This window comes from Nonomuraea sp. NPDC050786, from assembly GCF_040654115.1.
In the GTDB taxonomy this organism is placed as follows: domain Bacteria; phylum Actinomycetota; class Actinomycetes; order Streptosporangiales; family Streptosporangiaceae; genus Nonomuraea.
In genome coordinates, this window is sequence record NZ_JBFAHJ010000031.1 from 26,665 (window position 1) to 48,009 (window position 21,345).

A 21,345-nucleotide genomic window follows, 5' to 3' on the forward strand; every position below is an offset into this window, starting at 1 on the left:
CTTTTACGGGGCCAGATCCGGAACGGCATGTACGCTCTGGTCGCCGGCGGAGCGATCAGGGGGTCGTGGTGAGAGGGAGGCCGGCCAGCAGGCGGTCGCGCAGGGCCTCGCCGCGGATGCCGAGCTCGGGGAGGTCGTCAGGGCCGGGGGCGCCGGTGACCAGCAGTTCGGGCACGAGCAGGCGGCTGAGCGGGGCCTCGGGCGCCGGGTCGACCTGGAGGCGCTGCGCGAGACGCACCGGGCCGAGTCGGAGCGGCTGCTGGGTGTGTTCGGCGAAGTGCTGTCGGCGGTGCGCGAGGCCATCGTGCCGCCCGCTACCGCCGAGCAAGAGGCGGAGACTGCCGAAGGCGGCCGGAGCGCTCCGGCAGTGGATGACGGGGCGATGCCGCCGACAACGCCGGCGAGGCAGAGCTGGGGTCGGTGGTGGCCGAGCGGGCCTGGCGGCTGGTGCTGAAGAAGCTCGAGCAGGCCGCTGGGCTGGAGGCGCTGGCCAGCGCGCACGAGGCGGTCTCGGCTCATCACGGCAACAACTACTTGCCGTTCCTGGAGCGGCACTACCGCTCGCACCGGCCGGCGCTGTTCACGCTGGTGGACTCGATCGAGTTGGAGGCCACCAGCGCCGAGCGCAGTGTGCTGGACGCGGTGGAGTTCCTGCGCGCGCACCGCAACTCCCGGGCCGCGTACCTGGCCGAGACGGTGACGGTCGAGGAGCGCGATGAGGACGGCCAGGTGCGTGAGCGCACGTTGTCGATCGAGGTGGAGGCGTTCGCGTCGCAGGCCTGGCGCAAGATCCTTCTGGACGCCGAGCGTCCCGGGCTGCTGGTGCGGCGCCATCTTGAGGTGTGCGTGTTCTCCTATTTGGCGGCCGAGCTGCGCTCCGGCGACATCGCAGTGATCGGCTCGGACTCCTACGCCAACCTGCATGCCCAGCTGATGTCGTGGGAGGAGTGCGAGCCGCACGTGGCGGCCTTTTGCGAGCAGGCCGGCATCCCTGCCGAGGCGAAGGCGCTCATTACAAGAGTCAGCTGAGCACGATCGCCTGCGAGGTCGATGATGGCTACCCGGGCAACACCGACCTGACGCTGGGGGGCGGGCGGCCGGTGCTGCGCCGCCGCAAGGGCGCCGACCGGCGGGAGTCGGCGATCAAGCTGGAGTAGGCTATCCACGACCGGCTGCCGCAACGCGCGCTCCTGGACATCCTGACTCGCACCGCCTACCTGCTGGGCTGGCATCACCACTTCGGGCCCGCCTCCGGGTCGGATCCGAAGATCCGCGACGCCATGGCCCGGTATGTGCTGACGGCGTTCGCGCACGGTACCCTGCTGGGCGCCCGTCAGGTGGCCGCGCACATGCGTGGGCAGGTCAGTGTGCACGAGTTGTCGCTGGCGGGCAATAAGCACGCCACCGCCGCGAAGGTCGACAAGGCGTCCGCGGTGGTCATCAACGCCTTCAACAAGCTGGACGTGGCGGTTTTATCCCGTGTGGGGTGTGGGAGGCGGTGTACATTATCGAGGGCCTGCTGCGCAACACCTCCGACATCCAGCCCGATACGGTGCACGCCGATACGCAAGGCCAGTCGTTGCCGGTCTTTGGGTTGGCCGCGCTGCTGGGCTTTCACCTGCTGCCACGCATTCGCAACTGGCAGGACCTGATCTTCTACCGGCCGGACGGGAGCACCCGCTACACCCACATCGACGGCCTGTTCGGGGAAGAGGTGGTCGACTGGGCTCTGATCGAGACGCACTGGACGGACCTGTTGCGGACGGCGATCTCCCTCCGGGAGAGCCGGTTGTCGTCGGTGACGCTGCTGCGCCGGCTGGGTAACCACTCGCGCAAGAACCGGCTGTATCGGGCTTGGAGCAGCGACGTATGCGGCCCATCCAACACTTACCGGGATAGCCACATTGCCAGATGGCTCCGCCCGTAGACAGCGGCCCGACTGCGTACACTGCGTGGTGTCACGCTGGTGCCAGGCAGATGGGGTCGTGGTGGCCCACCACAGGCGTAACAGGACGGCGCCGGCGCCTTTGGCGAGGGAGCGGTCGGGGTTGTGGGTCGGGCGCGGCAAGGAGATGGCGGGTGATCAGGTCGAGGTCGGTGCGCTGCAGGAGGTGCGGGGCGCTCTACGGGCTCGTCGACCTGGGCAAGCCGTTCACGCGGTCTGTCGGCGCTTCATCGGTGTGTTGTGGTTTTGTTGCGTTGAATGGCGGTCAGGGGCGTCGCCGCCGATGGGTGGAGGTGTTTCCGGTCACCCCGGCGACAATCTTGCGCTGACATCGCCACCTGACAGCACGCAAGTGAGCGTTTCATGGTGCCTTCCGGGATGAGCGCGGATGCGGGACCGGTCCCCACCCGGGGCGTAGAGCCCCGCGGACGGACCGGGGTCTGACTGGCGAGGCCGGAAACGCGGAGCGCGTCGCAGCGGGCGGCCCTGTTCACCGCTCCTGTTCGGGCAGGGCGATGGCCACGGTCTCGTAGCCTGGCGCGGTGACGCGGACGGCTTCGGGCCGGTCGGCGATCACGACGAGCTTGTCGCCGCTCGCCCAGGTCCGGTACCAGTTGTCGGCCTCGGCGGACACGGTGACTTCAGCGTCACCCGGGAACCGACGGTCGGTGGTGTACGGCTTCACCCCGGTCATCCATGCGGCCGCGCCTTCGAGAGTGCGGAGCTGGACGTCGGGGATGCGGCCGGAGGCATCGGGTCCGACGTTGAGCAGCAGCCGGCCACCACGGGAGACCACGTCCGCGTAGTGCTTCGCCAGCTCGCGGGGGCTGAGGGTGAGCGATTCGTCCTCGACACGGTTGTAGCCGAAGGAGGATCCGAGTCCGCGGTTGTGCTCCCAGCCGGTGCCGGTCTCGTGGTCGGCGTGCATCGAGTACTCGCTCGTGCGGTAGTCCCAGACGTCGGCGCCCCATCGGTCGTTCACGATCCCGTCGGGGACCGCGTCGCGGTAGTAGGTGATCAGGTCGACGAGCGAGCCGTCTTCCTTGCCCGCCTCGGGCCATTCGATGTCGTTCCAGAGCACGGAGGGCGCGTAGCGGTCGATCAGGTCCCGGACGTGCGCGGTGGCGTAGGCGGCGTAGGCTGCGTCGTTGGGGCGGAATCGCCAGATGTCGTCGACCTCCACGATCGGCGGGTTGTCGGTGATCGACCAGTCGAGGCCGCCGGAGTAGTAGACGCCGAAGCGCATACCCTCCGCACGCACGGCCTCCGCGAGCGGGCCGAGCAGATCGCGCTTCGGGCCGCGGTCGACGGTGTTGAAGCCCTCGCTGCCGGGGGCGTCCCACAGGGTCACCCCGTCGTGGTGCTTCGTGACGGGCACGACGTAGTGCGCCCCGAGTGCCCGGAACAGCCGAGCCCATGCGGCCGGGTCGTAAGCTTCGGCCTTCCACTGGTCGAGGAAGTCCTCGTAAGGCGCCGACTCGTAGACCTCGGCATGGTGCGCCGCCGCCGGCGACCCTTCGATGCGGATGGTGTTCGCGTACCACTCGGCATAGGAGGAGTGCTTGAACCACCCGCCTTCGGGCTCGCCTGCCACGTGTTCCGGCTCGGCCCAGGCGGGAACCGAGTACGGTCCCCAGTGGATGAAAATGCCGAGGCTCGCCTCCTTCGCCCATCCGGGCAGGCTCTCGCGGTGGGTTCCAGTCATGATCGGCTCTCCCTAACGTGGTATTCAATCCAGTCAGGCCGAATGTGGCCGCTGGCCCCGGCCTTCGGCTTGGAGGCCGCCCCGCGTCGCGCGGGGCGGCCTGCTTCGTCAGTCGGCGATGTCGCCGTAGATCACGCCGCGTGCTGACAGATAGACGCGGCCAAAGATGTGCGGGTCGCCGGTGATAGCGGATCCGGCCCAGGCCCACTGGTGGTCGTCGTCGTTGATGCGCACCCAAGTGGCGCCGCCGTCGGTTGAGCGGAAGATGCCGTCCTGCCCTGCGACCGTGGCCGAGGTGTAGATCGCCGGGTAGCCCCCGCGCTTCGTCTCATGCCGTGAACCGTGCGCGGCCTTGCCGAAGCCGACACCGATCGCCAAGTCGATCGCGCTGATGCGCTCCCAGGTCACGCCGCCGTCCGAGGAGCGCCACAAGCCGGTTGCGATCTCCGCTTTGTCGCTGCGCCCGGCGAGCCAGACGTGGCCCTCGCGGCCTGGGACGACTCTGAAGTCGTCGACGCCTTCGGCGGGCAGGCCGGTCGCTCCGGTGTCGGAGAACGTCGCGCCAGCGTCGGTGCTGCGGTAGAACGTGCCGACGGCGAAGGCGTACAGGACCGACGGGTTGACACGGTCGGACCGGATCCTGGCCCCTGCCGGGAGTCCGTGGACCGGGTTCCAGGTCGCGCCCAGGTCAGTGCTGTAGACCGGGGTGATGTCGGTGTTGCTGGGGGACCACAGGAGTGCGGCTGCGTCGGCGGTGATCGCGACGACGCCGGAGCCGCCGCCCGGGACACCTGCGAGTCGCGCTGCGGATTTCCAGGTCTTGCCGCGGTCGGTGGAGACGATGACGTGAGCGTCCACGTCCGCGTTGACTTCGCCGCTGCCGACGATGACGTCCGGGTTGGACTGGGCGTAGTCGAGGCTGCTGCCGGCCCAGCCGGAGCGGATCATCGGCTCGGCCCGGTCGAGGTCGGTGTGGACGAAGCCGCTGACGTCGCCCATGGCGGACACGAGGGTGCCGCCGAGGGCGGCGATGTCGCGGACCCAGGTCTCTTCGACGCCTTGGGCCCGCACGCCGACGGTGAACCGCTCGATGGGCAGGGCGATCCGCTCGCCGGCCTCGTTATGGCCGATCAGCTCGCCTTGGGTGTCCCACCGCGTCAGCTCCTCGGTGCCCCAGATCATGGCGCCGGTGCCCCACATGATGCGGTCGGAGTTGTGCGGGTCGATCGCGAGGGCCTCGATCATCCACCCGTGCTTGACCGCGTATGCGGGTCCCTGGTCGGTGCCGTTCCACGACAGCCACGGGGCGTTGGTGCTGTCCATGACGAAGCGGTCGGTGCCGTCGGTGCCTTCGGCGTAGTCCCAGCTGAGCTGCCAGGTCTGCCCGGAGTCGGTGGAGCGGTAGAGGATCTCGTCGGGGTACCAGTTGTTGCACGTGGACGCCATGAGCGTGCCGGGGTTCTGGCGGTCGACGGTCACACCGCCGAAGCCGGGGATCGGGCCTTTCGGGTTGTAGGTGGGGGTGATGTCGGTCCATTCGCCGGTCTGGGTAGCCAGCCTCTGGATCTTGCCGCCGTTGCCCGAGGAGGGCGCGCCGTTGTACGGGCCGGGGTCATGGCTGGTGATGATGTACAGGTAGCCGTTTGTGTTATCCACTGCGGACTGCTTGGGGATGGTGCGGTTGCCGTCGCAGTCGCCGAGCGCTGCGGCCGCTCCGGGCACGGGCTGCCAGGTCGCGCCGCCGTCCTTGGACACGTAGAGCGGGTCGTCCGGGTCGGCCACGCCCACGTAGATCTTGCCGCCGATCTGGTCGAAGTCGATCCAGATCACGCCCTGGTTGTCGGCGTGGTAGGGGTCGTTGGGGTTGATGACGAAGTTGCCGGGGTTGGGGAAGTTCGCGACCGCGGACCAGGTGCGGCCGTAGTCGGTCGAGCGCCACAGCCCCTTCCCGCTGGGGGCGCCCAGGTACACGGTCGCGTTGTCGGCCGGGTTGACGGCCAGGCGCTCGCCCATGCCGCGGCCGGGCATGTTGCCGCCCTGCTTGAAGGGGAGTTCGGCGATGCCCCAGGTGTCGCCGTAGTCGTCGGAGTAGAGGACGGCGCCGTTGTTGGGGTCCCAGTCGGTGGTGTATGCGCCGACCGCGGCGTAGACGCGGTTGGTCTCGACCGGGTCGGTGGCCATGGAGACCACGTAGTAGTAGCCCCAGTTGTCGCGGCCGACCCAGTCGAGCAGTTGCTTCCAGCTCCGAGAGTCCTCCTGCCACCGGTAGCAGCCGCCGACATCGGTGCGGGCGTAGATCAGGTTCGGCTTGGTCTCGTTGAAGATGATGCCAGGTACGAACCCGCCGCCGTTGACGACGGCGTTCTTCCAGATGTATGCGTCCTTGGGTTGCCGGCCGGGCTTGGCGAAGGCCGGGACGGGCAGGGCACCGGCCGCGACCGCGGCCGCGCCGAGGGAGGCGATGAACGTACGTCGCCGCATGATGTTCTCCTTTGCGATGCATACGACAGGTACGAGAGGTAGGTCTTCGACTTGCGCGGCACATGGGCCATCGCCTAGCACGGCCTAGATGAATGGACCTTCACCGATAGACCACGGCCGGGACGCCCTCGCGCTCGCCGGCCGGTCAAGGCGCTGATCGTGCGAATGGCGCGGGCGACCCCGACCTGGGGTCATCGGCGGATCCAGGGCGAGTTGGCCCGTCTGGCCTACACGATCGCAGCCTCTACAGTGTGAGAGATCCTGCACGCGGCGGTATCGATCCGGCGCCCCGTCGGGCTGGGCCGACCCGGCGGCAGTTCCTGACCGCTCAGACCTTCGTTGGCGCGGGCGGCGGCTTCAGCGGCGCGGATGACCAGGTCGCCGTCTTCATAGCTGGCCGGCAGGGCGTCGAGGATGCCGCCTTCGGCCTGATCAGCGGGGATGCGGTCGGCGGCGCAGGTGACCTTGCCGTAGCGCTGGCGGGAGAAGCACACGTGGTGGCGGTATCGCTTGGTCCAGCCGTGGGCGGCGGCGCCGATGCAGGCCTTGCCGCAGTGCTGACAGCGGATGAGTCAGGACAGCAGACAGTCGGACTCGGTGATGACCGTCGCACGGCTAACCCGTCGGCCGTCAGGGTGACGCCGTCTTCGCGTCGCTTCCAGGTGATCGTTTCCATGCACGTGGCTCCCATTCAGATGAAGAGGAACGTCGCGAGCCGGACATCGCCCAGCAGCGTGATCCGCAGGTCGTGGACGCCCGCCAGGGGTGAGCCCAGGTCGCCTGCGACGCTCACCCAGGCGTACCGGCCCCCGGTCGGCGGGAGCGGGATCTCCGCCAGCAGCACCTCGCCGGCCCAGACCTCCAGCCGCCCCTCGCCCAGGGCGGCGACCTCGGTTTCGACCCGGACCGCGCCCGTCAGATCGCAGGAGCGGAACAGCAGCGTCGCGGGATGGTCGTGGCGTGCGGGCGCGACCGCGTCTCCGGTGGTACGGTCGGCGTCGACCAGGGTGATGCCCGTGTAGTCGTCGAAGTCCGCGGCCGAGGTGCGCCGGCCGACGACAGCGCGGGGCCCAGGGACGGAACCGTCCAGGGCGATCGTCGCCCCGAGAACCAGCTCACCGGCGGAGCGGCCCACCAGCACTTCGTAGTCGCCAGGGTCCACGGCGAAATCGCCGGTGGCCACGTCCCAATGAGCCAAGTGCTCGGCTGACAGCCGGAAGATGAGTTCGCGGCTTTCGCCGGGAGACAGCGAGACCTTGCGGAAGTCGGCGAGCCGCAGCCGGGGCGCTTCGTAGCGAGCGTTCAACGCGCGGACGTAGAGCTGCGCCACTTCCGATCCCGGCCTGCTCCCGGTGTTCGTCAGCCTCACCGAGACCTCCTCGGAGGAGACCCGCAGGTCGCTGTAGGCGAATTCGGTGTAGGAGAGCCCGTGGCCGAAGGGATACAGCGGGTCGGCCCGGTGGTACTGGTAGGTCCAGCCCGCCTTGATGATGTCGTAGTCCAGGGGATCGGGAAGCTCGCCTCGGTACCACGTCTGCGGCAGCCGCCCGCCCGGGTCGGCCGCGCCGAGCAGGACGGCGGCCAGCGCCCTGCCGGTCTCCTGCCCGCCGTGGGAGGTCCACACCACGGCGGGCAGGTGCTCATCGGCCCAGTCCAGGGCGTAGGGGTAGCTACTCATGACCACGAGCGCAGTCTCGGGGCGGACCTCGGCGACCGCGCGCAGCAGAGCCTCCTGCCCCTCGGGCAGCGCGAGGTCCCGGCGGTCCTCGGTCTCGCGGCCGTTGATCAGCGGGTGATTGCCCAGCACCACGACGGCCACGTTGGCGGCAACGGCGGCGGCGCGGGCCTGGGCCGTACCGTCGTGAAGCAGTTCGCGCTCGTAGCACTCGGCGTCGGCGGCGGATGAGGCGGTGAAGCGGCCGTCGGCCGCGGCGTAGTGGCCGGTGCGGACGTTGCGGAGCAGCACGCCGCCTGGAGCGGGTTCGAGGTGGAAGGTCTCGTTGACGAACCAGCTCTTGATCTCCTCCCGGTCGGCGGCCAGCGAGCCATCCTCCTGGAGTCTGTAGTAGCGGCCGGTGTCGGGATTGCGCAACGTCAGCATCCCGGCGCCCCAGTCGGTGACATCGGCGACCAGTTCGGCACCCGAGCGCGAGCGCAGCGCGATTCGGTCGCAGCCCTCCACACGGACGACCTCGCCGAGCGCCTCCTCCAGCCCGGAGGCGACGCTGATCTGGTACGGCATCGTGCCGCTGTACCAGTCCTCGAACAACGTGTCCGCGAGGGGTCCGATGACGGCGACTCGCGGGGAACGCTCCAAGGGCAGGAGGCCGTCGTTCTTGAGCAGTACCACCGACTCGGTCGCGGCGCGCAGGGCCAGAGCCCGGTGCTCGGCGCAGTCGATCACCTCGGGACCGATGTCCGCGTACGGGTCGAGATCGGGGTCGAACTCCCCGAGCCGGAACCGCAGCGAAAGTTGCCGCCGCACGGCGCGGTCGATGTCGTTCTCGTCGATCAGCCCGCGTTCCAATGCCTCCCGCAGCCGTCCGATCACCACCTCGCTCTCCTCGCCGTGGTCGGTGAAGCTGTCGATGCCGGCCTTGAGCGCGGCGGCGTGGGATTCGGCGTGGTCGTCGAAGTAGTGCTCCAGCTCGACCAGGTTGCAGGGTGCCTCGGCGTCGCTGACCACGAAGAGGTCCGGGTTCAGGCGCCTCAGCTCGGTCTCGATGAGCGGGCTGACGTGGCAGGGACGGCCGTTGACCAGGTTGTAGGCGGCCATCACGCCGGTGGCCAGGCCCGCGGCCACGATCGGCAGGAATGCCGCCAGGTCGTATTCACGCAGCACCCGGGGGCGCAGGCCGGAGGAGGTGACGCACCGGTCGTCCTCGTTGTTGTAGGCCAGGAAGTGCTTGAGCACCGGCGCGGCGCGCAGGTAGGACGGATGGTCGCCGGCCAGTCCCCGGCAGTAGGCAGCACCGAGCCGCGCGGTGTGCACTGGGTCCTCGGAGTAGCCCTCCTCGTTGCGCCCCCAGCGCGGGTCGCGCAGCAGGTTCACCACGGGCGCCCACGCCTGCAGGCTGTTGGCGCCGGAACCGATCGCGGGCGGGCGGTGCCGGTGAAAGGCGCGCAGCTCGACGGAGACGGCCTCGGCGACCAGCCGTACCAAATCCTCATCCCACGTCGCCCCCAGGCCCACTGCCTGCGGGAACACCGTCGCCACGCCCAGCCATCCCACGCCGTGCAGGGTTTCGGTGCCGGTACGGAAGGGGGCCACGCCCAGACGTGGTATGGCGGGCGCGTACTGATGCAGCATCGCGATTCTTTCGTCGAGCGTTAACCGCCCGAGTAGGTCGTCGACGCGCATGTCCATCGGCAGCATCGAATCGTTGAAAGGAAAGGTATCGCTCACAGGGAAAGCTCACAGGCAGAGAGGTAAAAGAGATCGAAGCGCATCGACGCTGACATATCCCCGACACGATGTCAACGCTAACAGTATGGAAAGTTTCTCTTAACGCTTGCCCTTGCGTCTTCCGAAACAGGTCATTAGTCTCGCGGCAACATTGAAGCGCTTCGAAGGGCAACCCCCCATGTTGAACCGCAGAGGCTTCCTCGGCGCAGCCGCGATGACCCCCCTGCTCGTCGCCTGCAGCAGCAACACTCCCCAGTCGGCGCAGAAGGTCGGCACGAACTCCAAGGCCGGGCTCAAGGCCGCGCTCCCCGCCCACGTGCCGAGCACCGCCGTCAAGCCGGACATCGCCCCCATCGCCGGCTCGGGCGGGGCCGTGACCGATCCGGGCTTTCTGAGCTACCCGGCCAACCCGGTCGCCACCGTCACCGGCGTGCCGGGCAAGGGCGGCAGCTACACCGCGATCACCCCGCTCTGGGGCACGGTGCCGCCTGCGAACAACTCCTTCTACCAGGCCATGAACAAGGCCCTGGGCGCCACCCTCACCATGAAGCCGGCCGACGGCAACAACTACAACACCATTGTCACGCCGATGGCGGCGGCCAAGAAGCTGCCCGACTGGATCCAGCTCCCTTCCTGGTGGAACGCCGCTTTCGGCACCGACCGGCTGGTCGGCAGCCAGCTCGCCGACCTGACCCCGTACCTGGCCGGCGACAAGGTCAAGAAGTATCCCAACCTCGCCGCCATCCCCACCGGCGCCTGGCAGGCCGGCGTGTGGGGCGACAAGCTCTACGGCATCCCCGGCTCGGCCTACAACTTCTCCGTCGCCGGCGCCATCTTCTACCGGCGCGACATCCTGGAGGCCAAGGGCATCACCGCAGACCAGGTCAAATCCGTGGCCGACTACATGAGCCTGGGCAAGGAGCTGACCGACGCCAAGCGTGGCGTGTGGGCCTTCGGCGACGTCTACACCTACCTCGCCTTCTCCTGGGACCTGCCGCCCAACTGGAAGGTCGAGGGCGGCAAGCTGCTGCACAAGTACGAGCTGCCGCAGCTGCTGGAGGCGCTCGAATGGCACTACCAGCTGGCCAAGTCGGGCTACGTGCACCCGGACGCGCTGGCCGGCCAGAACGCCAACAGCAACGCCCGCTTCTACTCGGGCAAGGAGCTGATCCAGGGCGGCGGCACCGGTGGCTGGAACCTGAGCGACTACCAGTCGGGGGTCGCGGCCGACAAGAACTACCGGCGCGGCGCGTTCAACTACATCTCCCACGACGGTCAGAGCCCCGCGCGGATGTTCCTGGGCGAGGCGGCCCGCATCGTGAGCTATCTCAACATCAAGCTGAAGCCGGAGCAGATCGAGGAATGCCTGGCGATCGCCAACTACCTGGCGGCGCCGTACGGCTCGGCGGAGTACCAGCTGATCAACTTCGGGGTGGAGGGCGTCCACTACACGGTTAAGGACGGGGTGCCGGCGGCCACGGAGGACGGCAAGAAGTTCGTCCAGGCGGCGACCTTCCCCTTCCTCGCCGGACCCGCCGGGGTGATCAGCAACCTCGGAGCCGACCAGGTCACCAAGGACCAGGCCGCCTGGCAGGCCGCCAATGTCAACGCCCTCTACAAGCCGGCGTTCTGGAGCATGAACATCAGCATGCCGCAGCAGATCGCCCTGCTGAACACCTCGCAGGCCATCGACGACGCCATCGTCAGCTGCGTCCGCGGCAAGAAGACGGTCGCCGAGGTCAAGTCGGTCATCGACTCGTGGAAGAAGAGCGGACTCGACCGGCTCAAGGGGTGGATGACCGAGAACGTGCTCAACAAGTATGGCACGGGCCAGTGAAAGAGAGGCTTCTCCGCGACCGATCACTGCTGATCATGGTCGTGCCGGCGGTCGTCCTGCTGCTGATCTTCAACTACGTCCCGATGGTCGGCGTCATCACCGCCTTCCAGTACTACGACCCGCTGATCGGGATCTGGGACAGCGACTGGGCCGGCCTCGACCAGTTCCAGCAGCTCTTCGCCGACTCGCGCTTCTGGCACGCGTTGAGTAACACGCTCTATCTGAGCTTCGTCCAGCTCATCCTGTTCTTCCCGATCCCGATCGCGCTGGCGATGCTGCTCAACTCGGTGCTCAGCGAGCGGGTGCGCAACTTCATTCAGTCCGTGGTCTACCTGCCGCACTTCTTCTCCTGGGTGCTGGTTATCACGATCTTCCAGCAGATGCTGGGCGGCGCGGGCGCGCTCAACCAGTTCCTGCGCTCGCACAACCTCGGTACCTGGGACGTGATGACCAATCCGGACACCTTCGCGCTCCTGGTCACCTTCCAGGGCGTGTGGAAGGAGGCGGGCTGGGGGATCATCGTCTTCCTGGCCGCGCTGGCCGCCATCAACCCCGGCCTGTACGAGGCGGCGGCCGCCGACGGCGCCGGGCCCTGGCGGCGGATGTGGCACATCACCCTGCCTGGCCTGCGCGGTGTGATCGTGCTGATGCTGGTGCTGCGCCTGGGCGGAGCGCTGTCCGTCGGCTTCGAGCAGTTCCTCATCCAGCGCGAGGCCGTCGGCCACGACGCCGCCGAGGTGCTCGACACCTACGCCTTCTACTACGGCATCGCCACGACGAACTACAGCTTCGGGGCGGCGGCCGGGCTCTTCAAGAGCGTGATCTCGCTCCTGCTCATCTGGGGCGCCAACAAGCTGGCGCACTCCTTCGGCGAGGACGGGTTGTACCGGAAATGACGCAACGACCAAGTTGGCAGGAGCCGCCGACCCTGGCCGGCCAGTCGGCCAAGGGCCTCACCCTCGGCGGGGTGCTGCTCATGGTGCTGGTCCCGCTCTGGATCGTCGTGCTGACCAGCCTGTCGACCAAGGGCGCCATCAACCGAGCCGGCGGCCTGGTGATCTGGCCCGACGGCCTCACCTTCGAGGCGTACGAGGAGATGCTGACCGACTCCACTGTCCGCACCGCCCTGCTGGTGAGCTTCGGCATCACCATTGTCGGCACGGCGATCTCGATGGTGGTCTCGATCCTGTGCGCCTATGGCCTGTCGCGGTCAAACTCGTTCGGTCACCGGTTCATCCTGGTGCTGCTGATCATCACGATGTTCGTCAGCGGCGGCCTCATCCCGACCTTCCTGGTGGTGACCGGGCTGGGCGGCTACGGGCAGTGGTGGGCGCTGATCCTGCCCGGCGCGGTCTCGGTCTTCAACATCCTGATCCTGCGTTCCTTCTACTCCAGCACCGCGGCCGAGCTGATCGACGCGGCCCGGATCGACGGCGGCAGCGAGTGGCGGATCCTCTGGTCGATCGTCCTTCCCACCTCGCGGGCGGTGACCGCGGTGATCTCCCTGTTCTACGCGGTCGGCTACTGGAACTCCTTCTTCAACGTCATGCTCTACATGCCAACCGAAAGTGAGAAGTGGCCGCTGCAGTACGTGCTGCTGACCTACGTCAACCGCGGCGTCGGCATGCCCGGCTCGGTCAACTCCGGCTTCGGCATGGAGCACGCGCAGACCGCCCCGCTTTCGCTGCAGATGGCCGTGGTGGTCCTGACCCTGGTGCCCCTCGTGATCGTCTACCCGTTCGTCCAGAAACACTTCCGCACCGGCGTCCTGACCGGCGCCATCAAGGGCTGAGGCATGGCGACCGAGCGCAGCGAGGGCGCCCAATCAACACAGCGACCTGGTCGCCGGCCCGACGGAGGGCTGGCGACCATCGCAGACGTGGCGAAGGCCGCGGGCGTCTCCCCGAGCACGGTCAGCTACACGCTCAGCCGCAAACGGCCCGTATCCGCCGAGACCCGGCGGCGGGTCGAGCAGGCGGTGGCCGCGCTCGGCTATCACCCCAACGCGGGCGCCCGTGCCCTGGCCGGCAGGCGATCGCACATCCTCGCGCTGGCCGTGCCGCTCCGCACCGACGTGTACGTGCCGGTCATGATGGACATCGCCACCTCCGTCGCCGTGGCCGCCCGCAAGCAGGGCTACGACGTCCTGCTGATCACCAACGACGAGGGCCCGGACGGCATCCGCCGGCTGGCCGCGAGCGGCCTGGCCGAGGGCGTCATCCTCATGGACGTCGAACTCGACGACAGGCGCATCCCGACACTGGGAGATCTCCAGGCGGCCCTGATCGGCATGCCTCGCGATCCCCGCGGGCTGTCCTGCGTCGACAACGACTTCCAGGCCGCCGGCGCGCTCTGCGCGGATCACCTGGCCGACCTGGGGCACCGGGAGATCGCCTTCATCGGCTACGCCCCCGGCACCTACCAGCGCCACGCCGGATACGCCGAGCGCACCCTCGCGGGCTTCGCCGCGCGGGCGAAGGAGCGTGGTCTGCGTTTCCTGCACCGCCCGTGCGAGGGAACCTATGAGGGTACGGCGGGCGCGCTCGGCCGCATCCTGTCCGACAGACCCGACACCACCGGCTTCGTCGTGCAGAACGAAGGAGCCATCGGCCCGCTGCTCAGCCTCCTGCGCACCAGCGGACGGACGGTCCCCGAGGACGCGTCGGTGATCGCCCTGTGCCCCGAGCGCGTGGCCGAACAGTACACCCCGGCCCTCACCGCGGTTACCGGCTCGGCGACGGAGCTCGGCCGTATCGCGGTCGAGCAGGTCGTTTCCCGGATCTCCGCATCCGCGCGCGGTGAGCAGCCCGCCAACGAACTTGTGCTGCTCACCCCCGCCCTGACCATCCGTGAGAGCACCGGCCCCATCTAGGAGCACCTCCATGTACTTTCGCGACCTCGGCGACGCACTGGAATGGCGCGCCAAGGGCGAGACCTTGCGCGTCGAGCCGTGGGGCCCGGACGCCGTCCGGGTCAGGGCCACGCCAGGCGGGCCCCTGCTCGACGACCTGCCGGGAGCGCTGCTCGACGCGCCGCCTCCAGGGGCGAAGGCGCAGATCAACATCGCCGAGCACCACGCGACCATGGTCAACGGCGCCCTGACCGTCCGCATCGACGCCGACAGCGCGGGGCGGCTCACCCCCGAACTCCCGTATGCCGCCGGGCGGCTCACCTTCCTTCGCGACGACGTCGAACTGCTCGCCGAGCAGCCCGCCCACTTCTGGTGGCCGGGCCCCCGGCTCTACACGGCCACCGGAAACGGCTACCACCGGTTGGAGCAGCGCTTCCGCGCCTACCCCGGCGAGCGGATGTACGGACTGGGCCAGCACACCCACGGCCTGCTCGATCAGAAGGGCGCGGCCATCGACCTCCTCCAGCGCAACGGCGAGGTCACCATCCCGCTGCTGGTCTCCGACCGCGGTTACGGCCTGCTGTGGAACTCGCCTGCCATCGGCCGTGTGGAGCTGGCCGAGACCGGGACCCGGTGGGTCGCAGACAGCGCCCGCCAGATCGATTACTGGGTGACGGTCGGTCAACCGGCTGACGTGCTGCGCCGCTACGCCGACGCGACCGGCCACAGCCCGGAACTGCCCGAGTGGGCCGCGGGCTTCTGGCAGTGCAAGCTGCGCTACCGCACCCAGGAGGAACTGCTGGAGGTCGCCCGCGAATACCGCAGGCGCGGGCTGCCCCTGTCCGTCATCGTCTGCGACTTCTTCCACCGGACCCACCTCGGCGAGTGGAAGTTCGACCCCGTCGAGTGGCCCGACCCTGCCGCCATGGTCCGAGAGCTGGACGAACTCGGGGTCAAGCTGATGGTCTCGGTCTGGCCCTCGGTCAGCCCGGCCAGCGAGAACCACGCGCCGATGCTGGACCAGGGCCTGTTCATCGGCACGGAGTACGGTCCGGTCGCGCACGCCGACTGGCCGGACAAGGAGCTGGGCGCCTACTCCGCCCAGGTCGCTTTCTACGACGCCCCGGTTACCGAGGCCGGAGCCCGCTGGACCGACGCGTGGACCGGCGAGGAGCATCCCGCCGGGCAGACGATCACCGTCGCGGCGCCGCTGGAGCGCATCCCGCTTCTCCTGCGCGACGACGCTCACTTGGAGGTGTGATGTTGTTCTTCGGCGGCGACTATAACCCCGAGCAGTGGAACGAGGCCGTCTGGAAGGAAGACGACGCGCTGATGCGCCGGGCTCACGTCAACCTGGCGACCGTCGGCGTCTTCTCCTGGGCGCTGCTGGAGCCGGAGGAGGGCCGTTACGATTTCGCCTGGCTGGATGCCCACCTGGACCGGCTTTACGCCAACGGCGTCGCGGTAGACCTGGCCACCCCCACCGCCTCCCCACCGCCGTGGTTCACCCTGGCCCACCCGGACGCTCTCCCGGTCGGGCCGGACGGCACCCGGCTCGTCCACGGCAGCCGCGACACCTACTGCCTGGCCGCCCCCGCCTACCGCACCGCCGCACGGAACATCGCCACAGCTCTGGCCGAGAGGTACGGCGCGCATCCGGGCGTCGCGATGTGGCACGTGCACAACGAGTACACGACGCTCTGCTGGTGTGATCACACCGCGGCCGCGTTCCGGGAGTGGCTCCAGCAGCGCCACGGCTCGCTGGAGGTGCTCAACGAGGCCTGGGGCACGGAGTTCTGGAGCCAGCGTTACGGCGCATGGGAGCAGGTGCTGCCGCCGCGGGCCACCCAATGGCACAAGAACCCGGGCCAGCACCTGGACTTCCGGCGCTTCTGGTCGGACACGGTCTTGGCCGCGTACCGGGAGCAGCGCGACGCCATCCGCGCGCACAGCGACCGGCCGGTGACCACCAACATGATGCTTCCCGCCTACCAGAACGTGGACCTGTGGGCCCTGGGTCGGGAGGTCGATCTGGTCGCCATCGACCACTACCCGGACGCGCCCGGCCTGGACGCCGCCGCCGACACCGCCTTCGCCGCCGACCGCGCCCGCTCGTTCGCCGGCGGACGCCCCTGGCTGCTGATGGAACAGGGCACGAACACCGTCTACTCCGGCGGCCGGATCCTGGGCAAAGAGCCCGGGGAGATCCTGCGCCACACCCTCGGCCACATCGCCCGCGGTTCGGAGGGCGCCCTGTTCTTCCAGTGGCGGCAGTCCCGGGCCGGATCCGAGACCTGGCACTCGGCGATGGTCCCGCACGCGGGTGCTGACAGCCGGATCTTCCGCGAAATCCAGCAGGCCGGCGAGATCGTCGCGCGACTGGGTGAGGTCGCGGGTTCGACGGTCACCGCGAAGGTGGCCGTGCTGCACGACGCGGACGCCTGGTGGGCCATGGAGGTCGACGGCCTGCCCTCGAAGGACCTCGACTACCACGATGCGCTCCGCCGGGCCCATCGCGCGCTGTGGGATGCCGGGATCACGGCCGACTTCGCCCACCCAGAGCATGACCTGAGCCGCTACCGGTTCGTGGTGGCTCCGTCCCTGTTCCTGCTCTCCGACGCCGGGGCGGAGAACCTGCGCGACTACGTCGCCGGCGGTGGGAGGCTGCTCGTCCAGTACTGCAGTGGCGTCGTCAACGACCGCCTCCACGCCCGGCTCGGCGGCTACCCGGCGCTGCCGCTGCGCGAAGCGCTTGGCATCCGGATCGAGGAACACCGGCCGCTCCGCCGGGACGAGGTGATCGTCCTGTCGGACGGCACGCGGGCCACGGTCTGGAGCGAGTCCCTGCGCGCCGACGGTGAAGCGCTCCTCACCTACACCCACGGCATGCTCGCCGGGAAACCCGCGCTCACCCGGCACCGCTTCGGCGCTGGGGAGAGCTGGTATCTCTCCACGCGGCTCGACGATTCCGGTTACGCCGCCCTGATCACCCAGATCGTCGGCTCCGGGACGCCCGGCCTCGAATCGGTCACCCGGCATGCCCAGGACGGCACGCGGTGGCAGTTCTTCCTCAACCACGACGTCGATCCCGTGAGCCTGCCCGAGCCCGGCCTCGACCTGCTGACGGGAGCCCACGTGTCCGAGCTGCCGGCGGGCGGCTGTGCCGTACTGCGGAAAAGGAGAACACCGTGATCGACGCCCTGCGACTCGAGCTTCTCGAGTCGGGACTGCCTCTCGTCGAGGTGACCGCGACGGGGCACGGCCACCACTGGTCGAGCCATCGGCTCATCGACACCAGCATCGGCGCGCGGATGCTCCGCCGGCGGCAGCATGTCACCGACGACGAGCTCACCGTCGAGCTCCACGATCCGGAGACCGGTCTCGCCGCGGAGGTGCGGTACCGGTCGCCGGACGGCCTGCCCGTGCTCCGCAGCGAGGTGCTTCTCCGCAACGAAGGCGAGCACCCGCTGATCCTGGAGTCGGTCACTTCGCTCGTGGCCGGCGGCTTCCCGGCAGGCGGCGCGGAGCTGATGTGGGCCGAGAACGACTGGCTGGCCGAATACCGGTGGCGGCGCAGCCCGCTGCGGCTCACCTCCCCCCAGCTCAGCGATCGGGTCAGGTACGGCAACGGCAAGGACTGCTTCACCCTGGCCGGGCAGGGCGTCTGGTCGAGCTGCGGCCACTTGCCGATGGGCGGCCTGTCCGATCGCGAGAGTGGCCGTACGTGGCTGTGGCAGATCGAGCACAACGGCGGCGGCTGGCGCTGGGAGTGCGGCGAGCGCGAAGGCACGGCCTACGTGGCGCTGTCCGGACCCAGCGACGGCCGGCACGGCTGGCGTCATCGCCTCAACCCCGGCGAAACCTTCCGCACCGTGCCCGTCGCGCTCGCGGTGGGCGAGCACGACGAGGCGTTCGCCGTGCTGACCCGTTACCGCCGTACCATCCGCCGCCCGCACCACGACCACGAGCGGCTGCCGGTCGTCTTCAACGACTACATGAACTGCCTGATGGGGGACCCGACCACGGAGAAGCTGCTTCCCCTGATCGACGCGGCGGCGCAGGCCGGGGCGGAGTACTTCGTCATCGACGCGGGCTGGTACGCCGACCTCGACGCGAGCTGGTGGGACACCGTCGGCGCCTGGGAGCCGTCCGCCTCGCGCTTTCCCGGAGGCATCGGCGAAGTCCTGGACCGGATCCGGGAGCGCGGCCTGACCCCCGGCCTGTGGCTGGAACCGGAAGTGATCGGAACCCGCCACCCCCTGGCCGCCTCCCTGCCCGACGAGGCGTTCTTCCGCCGCGACGGCATCCGCGTCGTCGAGAATCACCGCCACCACCTGGACCTGCGCCACCCGGCCGCCCGCGCCCACCTCGACGGGGTCGTCGACCGTCTCGTCGGACAGTGGGGCGTCGGCTACCTCAAGCTGGATCACAACATCGATCCCGGCTCCGGCACGAGCAGCCACCCCGGCGAGGCTCCTGCGGCAGGGTTGCTCGGTCACAACCGTGCCCACCTCGACTGGCTCGACGGCGTCCTGGACCGGTACCCGCACCTGGTGATCGAGAACTGCGCCTCGGGAGGCATGCGCTCCGACTACGCCCTGCTCTCCCGCTTGCAGTTGCAGTCGACCAGCGACCAGCAGAACCTCCGGCTCTACGCGCCCATCGCCGCCTCCGCTCCCACCGCGGTCCCGCCCGAACAGGGAGCGGTCTGGGCCTACCCGCAGCCGGAGGACTCCCCGGACGAGGTGGCCTTCACCATGGTCAGCGCGCTCCTCGGGCGGATCCACCTCTCAGGTCCGCTTCCGGAGCTCGATTCAGGTGCCCGCGCCCTCGTCCACGAGGCCGTGGCGGTCTACAAGGACATCCGGGCCGATCTGCCGCGGGCCGTGCCCTCGTGGCCGCTCGGCCTCCCTGCCTGGGATGACCCGTGGATCGCGCTGTCCCTGCGCGCCCCGGTGGCCACCTATCTCGCTGTCTGGCGGCGGGGCGGTGAAGAAACGATCCACGTGCCTCGCGCGGAGCTGCTCTATCCCGCCGACAGCAAGGCCCGCCTGACAGAGCACACCTTGACCCTGCCCACCGCCCCATCAGCGGTGCTGCTCCGTCTCCGATGAAAGGACCCCAAGGGGTGTCACACCATCCCATCGTTCCCGGCTTCCACCCCGACCCCAGCATCTGCCGGGTCGGCGATGACTATTACCTCGCCTGCTCCAGCTTCGAGTACTTCCCGGGCATACCGATCTTCCACAGCCGCGATCTCGTGCGGTGGACTCAGCTCGGCAACGCCTTGGAGCGGTCGAGCCAGCTACCCCTCACCACGGAAACCCCCTCGTCGGGCGGGGTCTACGCGCCCACGCTCCGCCACCACGACGGCCGGTTCTGGCTGATCGTCACCGTCGTGGCCGCAGGCGGCAACGTGCTGTTCACCGCCACCGACCCGGCCGGGCCCTGGTCCGACCCGATCCCGCTGCCCGGCGTCCACGGCATCGACCCCGACCTGGCCTGGGACGACGACGGTACCTGCTGGGTCACGACCGCCGGAGGCGCGCAGGTGCGCCTGGAACCGCGGACGGGACAGACTCTCGGTGAGCCGCACCAGGTCTGGTCAGGAACGCGGGGGGCGCTCGCGCCGGAAGCGCCGCACCTCTACAAGATCGGCGGTCACTGGTACCTGATGATCGCCGAGGGCGGCACCGAGCGGGGTCACGCCGTCTCGATCGCCCGCGGACCCGCGCCCGACGGGCCGTTCGAGCCGTGCCCGGCCAACCCGATCCTGACCCACCGCGGCACCCACCACCCGGTCCAGAACACCGGCCACGCCGATCTCGTCCAGGCCCCTGACGGGGCCTGGTGGATGGTCTTTCTGGGGGTACGGCCTCGCGGGGGCACCCCTGGCTGGCACGTCCTGGGCCGCGAGGCCTTCCTCGCCCCGGTGACCTGGGAGGGCGGCTGGCCGGTCGTCGGCGAGATCGTCTCCGGTACTCCGGCGGGACCGTTCATGGACGACTTCGACCTGCCCAGGTTCGACACCTCATGGATCTCGGTGCGCAGCCGCCAAGCCACCACGAAGGAGCGCGCCGGATGGCTCACCCTCCACGCTCGCGGCGCCTCGCTTGACGAGCGGGACGTGACCTTCCTCGGCCGCCGCGCGCAGCACCTGCGGTGGCACGCCCGCACCCTGATCGACCCCTCGCAGGGGCGCGGCGGGCTGGCGGTCCGGCTGGACGAGGACCACCACTACGAGATCGAAGCGGGCGAGGGCCGGGTCCGGGTGATCGCGCGCATCGGGTCGGTGCGGACCGTGGTGGCTGAGCAGGAGGTTTCGGCGGGTCCGATGGTGCTCTCCGTCCAGACCGGCGAGCCGCGGCGGCCGGGTGATCCGTGCTCCGGGCCCGACACGCTGGCGTTCGGTATCGAGGGGTTGCCCGCGCTCGCCACGCTTGACGGCCGCTACCTGTCCACAGAGGTGGCGGGCGGCTTCACCGGACGGGTGATCGGCATGTACGCCGCGACTGGCACCGTCCACTTCGACTGGTTCGCCTACGACCTGCTGGAAGAGACACCCTCGTCGTCGCGCTGATCACAGTGTTGGGGCCGGCCGGCTGGAAGTCTGGGCAACACGCTGGACGCCATCCCGGATGAGACGTCCTGGGGCAACCCGCCGGCCACCGAGGCCCCGTTCCAGAAGATCCGCTCCGAGGGCATCCGGAGCGTCCGGATCCCCGTCACCTGGACCGACCACCAGTCCGGCGCTGCACCGTACACTCTGCCGCAAAGTGGATGAACCTGACCGGCACCACGGAGTCGCTGACGATTCCCACCCGGTTCAAGGTGACCGCGTCGCCAGGATGGAGGCCAAGTACGCCGACGGCACCAACGCCGCGCCTCATGACTGGACCTCCTTCATGCAGTACGGCGGCGACCTACTCGCCCAGCTACGAGAAGAGCTCCATCCGCCTGCTCAAGGAGCTCCTCAGCCCGATGCGGGAGAACACGCCGCTGACGCTGACCTTCCACTTCTGGAGCGGCTTCAAGGTCACCTACGAGGTGACCAGGTCTGGGGACACCGTCACCGGCAAGGTTTCCTGATCTGACGCCGACGCCCCGCCGTACCGGATGT

16 protein-coding genes and 2 pseudogenes are annotated in these 21,345 nt (G+C 69.2%); 13 read left to right on the forward strand and 5 right to left on the reverse strand.

The window, feature by feature from the left end; genetic code table 11:
- Positions 1-55 precede the first annotated feature (55 nt).
- The gene (locus tag AB0H84_RS40750) at positions 56-328 is read right to left on the reverse strand and encodes a hypothetical protein (RefSeq protein ID WP_357617005.1); all 273 of its coding nucleotides are present in this window, start codon (positions 326-328) and stop codon (positions 56-58) included.
- A gap of 92 nt (positions 329-420) precedes the next feature.
- Here AB0H84_RS40750 and AB0H84_RS40755 point away from each other — a divergent pair, with 92 nt between their 5' ends.
- From AB0H84_RS40755 to AB0H84_RS40765, 3 genes and pseudogenes are all read left to right on the forward strand, one after another.
- A complete protein-coding gene (locus tag AB0H84_RS40755) occupies positions 421-1,029 on the forward strand; it encodes a hypothetical protein (protein ID WP_357617007.1) in 609 nt (202 codons plus the stop codon).
- 170 nt (positions 1,030-1,199) lie between these two features.
- A pseudogene (locus AB0H84_RS40760) lies at positions 1,200-1,457 on the forward strand (Tn3 family transposase); the annotation flags it as partial.
- Positions 1,458-1,474: 17 nt separating this feature from the next.
- Entirely contained in the window at positions 1,475-1,927 is a 453-nt protein-coding gene (locus AB0H84_RS40765; RefSeq protein ID WP_357617260.1) for a Tn3 family transposase, read from the forward strand.
- Between the two features lie 508 nt (positions 1,928-2,435).
- On the opposite strand, the gene AB0H84_RS40770 is transcribed toward AB0H84_RS40765, so the two are convergent.
- The 4 genes from AB0H84_RS40770 to AB0H84_RS40785 all read right to left on the reverse strand — a co-directional run bounded on the left by AB0H84_RS40770 (position 2,436) and on the right by AB0H84_RS40785 (position 9,441).
- Entirely contained in the window at positions 2,436-3,650 is a 1,215-nt protein-coding gene (locus AB0H84_RS40770) for an alpha-L-fucosidase (RefSeq protein WP_357617009.1), read from the reverse strand.
- 108 nt (positions 3,651-3,758) lie between these two features.
- On the reverse strand, positions 3,759-6,131 hold the full coding sequence (locus AB0H84_RS40775) for a xyloglucanase (protein WP_357617011.1): 2,373 nt from the start codon (positions 6,129-6,131) through the stop codon (positions 3,759-3,761).
- A gap of 227 nt (positions 6,132-6,358) precedes the next feature.
- A complete protein-coding gene (locus AB0H84_RS40780; protein ID WP_357617262.1) occupies positions 6,359-6,700 on the reverse strand; it encodes a zinc ribbon domain-containing protein in 342 nt (113 codons plus the stop codon).
- A gap of 122 nt (positions 6,701-6,822) precedes the next feature.
- Positions 6,823-9,441: a glycoside hydrolase family 3 C-terminal domain-containing protein gene (locus AB0H84_RS40785; protein WP_357617013.1), complete on the reverse strand. Its 2,619-nt coding sequence runs from the start codon at positions 9,439-9,441 to the stop codon at positions 6,823-6,825.
- 274 nt (positions 9,442-9,715) lie between these two features.
- Between AB0H84_RS40785 and AB0H84_RS40790 the strand changes: the two genes are divergently transcribed.
- The 10 genes and pseudogenes from AB0H84_RS40790 to AB0H84_RS40835 all read left to right on the forward strand — a co-directional run bounded on the left by AB0H84_RS40790 (position 9,716) and on the right by AB0H84_RS40835 (position 21,314).
- Complete coding sequence (locus AB0H84_RS40790) at positions 9,716-11,374, forward strand: hypothetical protein (protein WP_357617015.1); 1,659 nt, start codon at positions 9,716-9,718, stop codon at positions 11,372-11,374.
- Positions 11,371-12,270, forward strand: a complete 900-nt coding sequence (locus AB0H84_RS40795; protein WP_357617017.1) for an ABC transporter permease subunit — start codon at positions 11,371-11,373, stop codon at positions 12,268-12,270. The genes AB0H84_RS40790 and AB0H84_RS40795 overlap by 4 nt, the downstream gene beginning before the upstream one ends.
- Positions 12,267-13,166, forward strand: a complete 900-nt coding sequence (locus AB0H84_RS40800; protein ID WP_357617019.1) for a carbohydrate ABC transporter permease — start codon at positions 12,267-12,269, stop codon at positions 13,164-13,166. Before AB0H84_RS40795 ends, AB0H84_RS40800 begins: the two co-directional genes overlap by 4 nt.
- Before the next feature lie 87 nt (positions 13,167-13,253).
- Positions 13,254-14,246, forward strand: coding sequence for a LacI family DNA-binding transcriptional regulator (locus AB0H84_RS40805; protein ID WP_357617021.1), 993 nt, complete (start codon positions 13,254-13,256; stop codon positions 14,244-14,246).
- 10 nt (positions 14,247-14,256) lie between these two features.
- A complete protein-coding gene (locus AB0H84_RS40810) occupies positions 14,257-15,486 on the forward strand; it encodes a TIM-barrel domain-containing protein (RefSeq protein ID WP_357617023.1) in 1,230 nt (409 codons plus the stop codon).
- Complete coding sequence (locus AB0H84_RS40815; protein WP_357617025.1) at positions 15,486-17,417, forward strand: beta-galactosidase; 1,932 nt, start codon at positions 15,486-15,488, stop codon at positions 17,415-17,417. The genes AB0H84_RS40810 and AB0H84_RS40815 overlap by 1 nt, the downstream gene beginning before the upstream one ends.
- On the forward strand, positions 17,414-19,339 hold the full coding sequence (locus AB0H84_RS40820) for an alpha-galactosidase (protein WP_357617027.1): 1,926 nt from the start codon (positions 17,414-17,416) through the stop codon (positions 19,337-19,339). The genes AB0H84_RS40815 and AB0H84_RS40820 overlap by 4 nt, the downstream gene beginning before the upstream one ends.
- Positions 19,340-19,353: 14 nt before the next feature.
- Positions 19,354-20,805 carry a glycoside hydrolase family 43 protein gene (locus AB0H84_RS40825; RefSeq protein ID WP_357617029.1) on the forward strand — a complete coding sequence of 484 codons (1,452 nt, stop codon included), beginning with the start codon at positions 19,354-19,356 and terminating at the stop codon, positions 20,803-20,805.
- Between the two features lie 58 nt (positions 20,806-20,863).
- A pseudogene (locus AB0H84_RS40830) lies at positions 20,864-21,100 on the forward strand (hypothetical protein); the annotation flags it as partial.
- Positions 21,006-21,314 (forward strand): hypothetical protein, encoded by a 309-nt coding sequence (locus AB0H84_RS40835; RefSeq protein ID WP_357617031.1) that lies wholly within the window; start codon positions 21,006-21,008, stop codon positions 21,312-21,314. The pseudogene AB0H84_RS40830 and the gene AB0H84_RS40835, both read left to right, overlap by 95 nt.
- The last annotated feature ends 31 nt before the right edge of the window (positions 21,315-21,345 follow it).

Excerpts from the sequence above, each read along its gene's own strand:
- AB0H84_RS40790 (WP_357617015.1), top strand. The coding sequence starts at position 9,716 with ATGTTGAACCGCAGAGGCTTCCTCGGCGCAGCCGCGATGACCCCCCTG.
- AB0H84_RS40835 (WP_357617031.1), top strand. The coding sequence starts at position 21,006 with ATGAACCTGACCGGCACCACGGAGTCGCTGACGATTCCCACCCGGTTC.
- AB0H84_RS40800 (WP_357617019.1), top strand. The coding sequence starts at position 12,267 with ATGACGCAACGACCAAGTTGGCAGGAGCCGCCGACCCTGGCCGGCCAG.
- AB0H84_RS40815 (WP_357617025.1), top strand. The coding sequence starts at position 15,486 with ATGTTGTTCTTCGGCGGCGACTATAACCCCGAGCAGTGGAACGAGGCC.
- AB0H84_RS40785 (WP_357617013.1), bottom strand. The coding sequence starts at position 9,441 with ATGCTGCATCAGTACGCGCCCGCCATACCACGTCTGGGCGTGGCCCCC.
- AB0H84_RS40810 (WP_357617023.1), top strand. The coding sequence starts at position 14,257 with ATGTACTTTCGCGACCTCGGCGACGCACTGGAATGGCGCGCCAAGGGC.
- AB0H84_RS40775 (WP_357617011.1), bottom strand. The coding sequence starts at position 6,131 with ATGCGGCGACGTACGTTCATCGCCTCCCTCGGCGCGGCCGCGGTCGCG.
- AB0H84_RS40770 (WP_357617009.1), bottom strand. The coding sequence starts at position 3,650 with ATGACTGGAACCCACCGCGAGAGCCTGCCCGGATGGGCGAAGGAGGCG.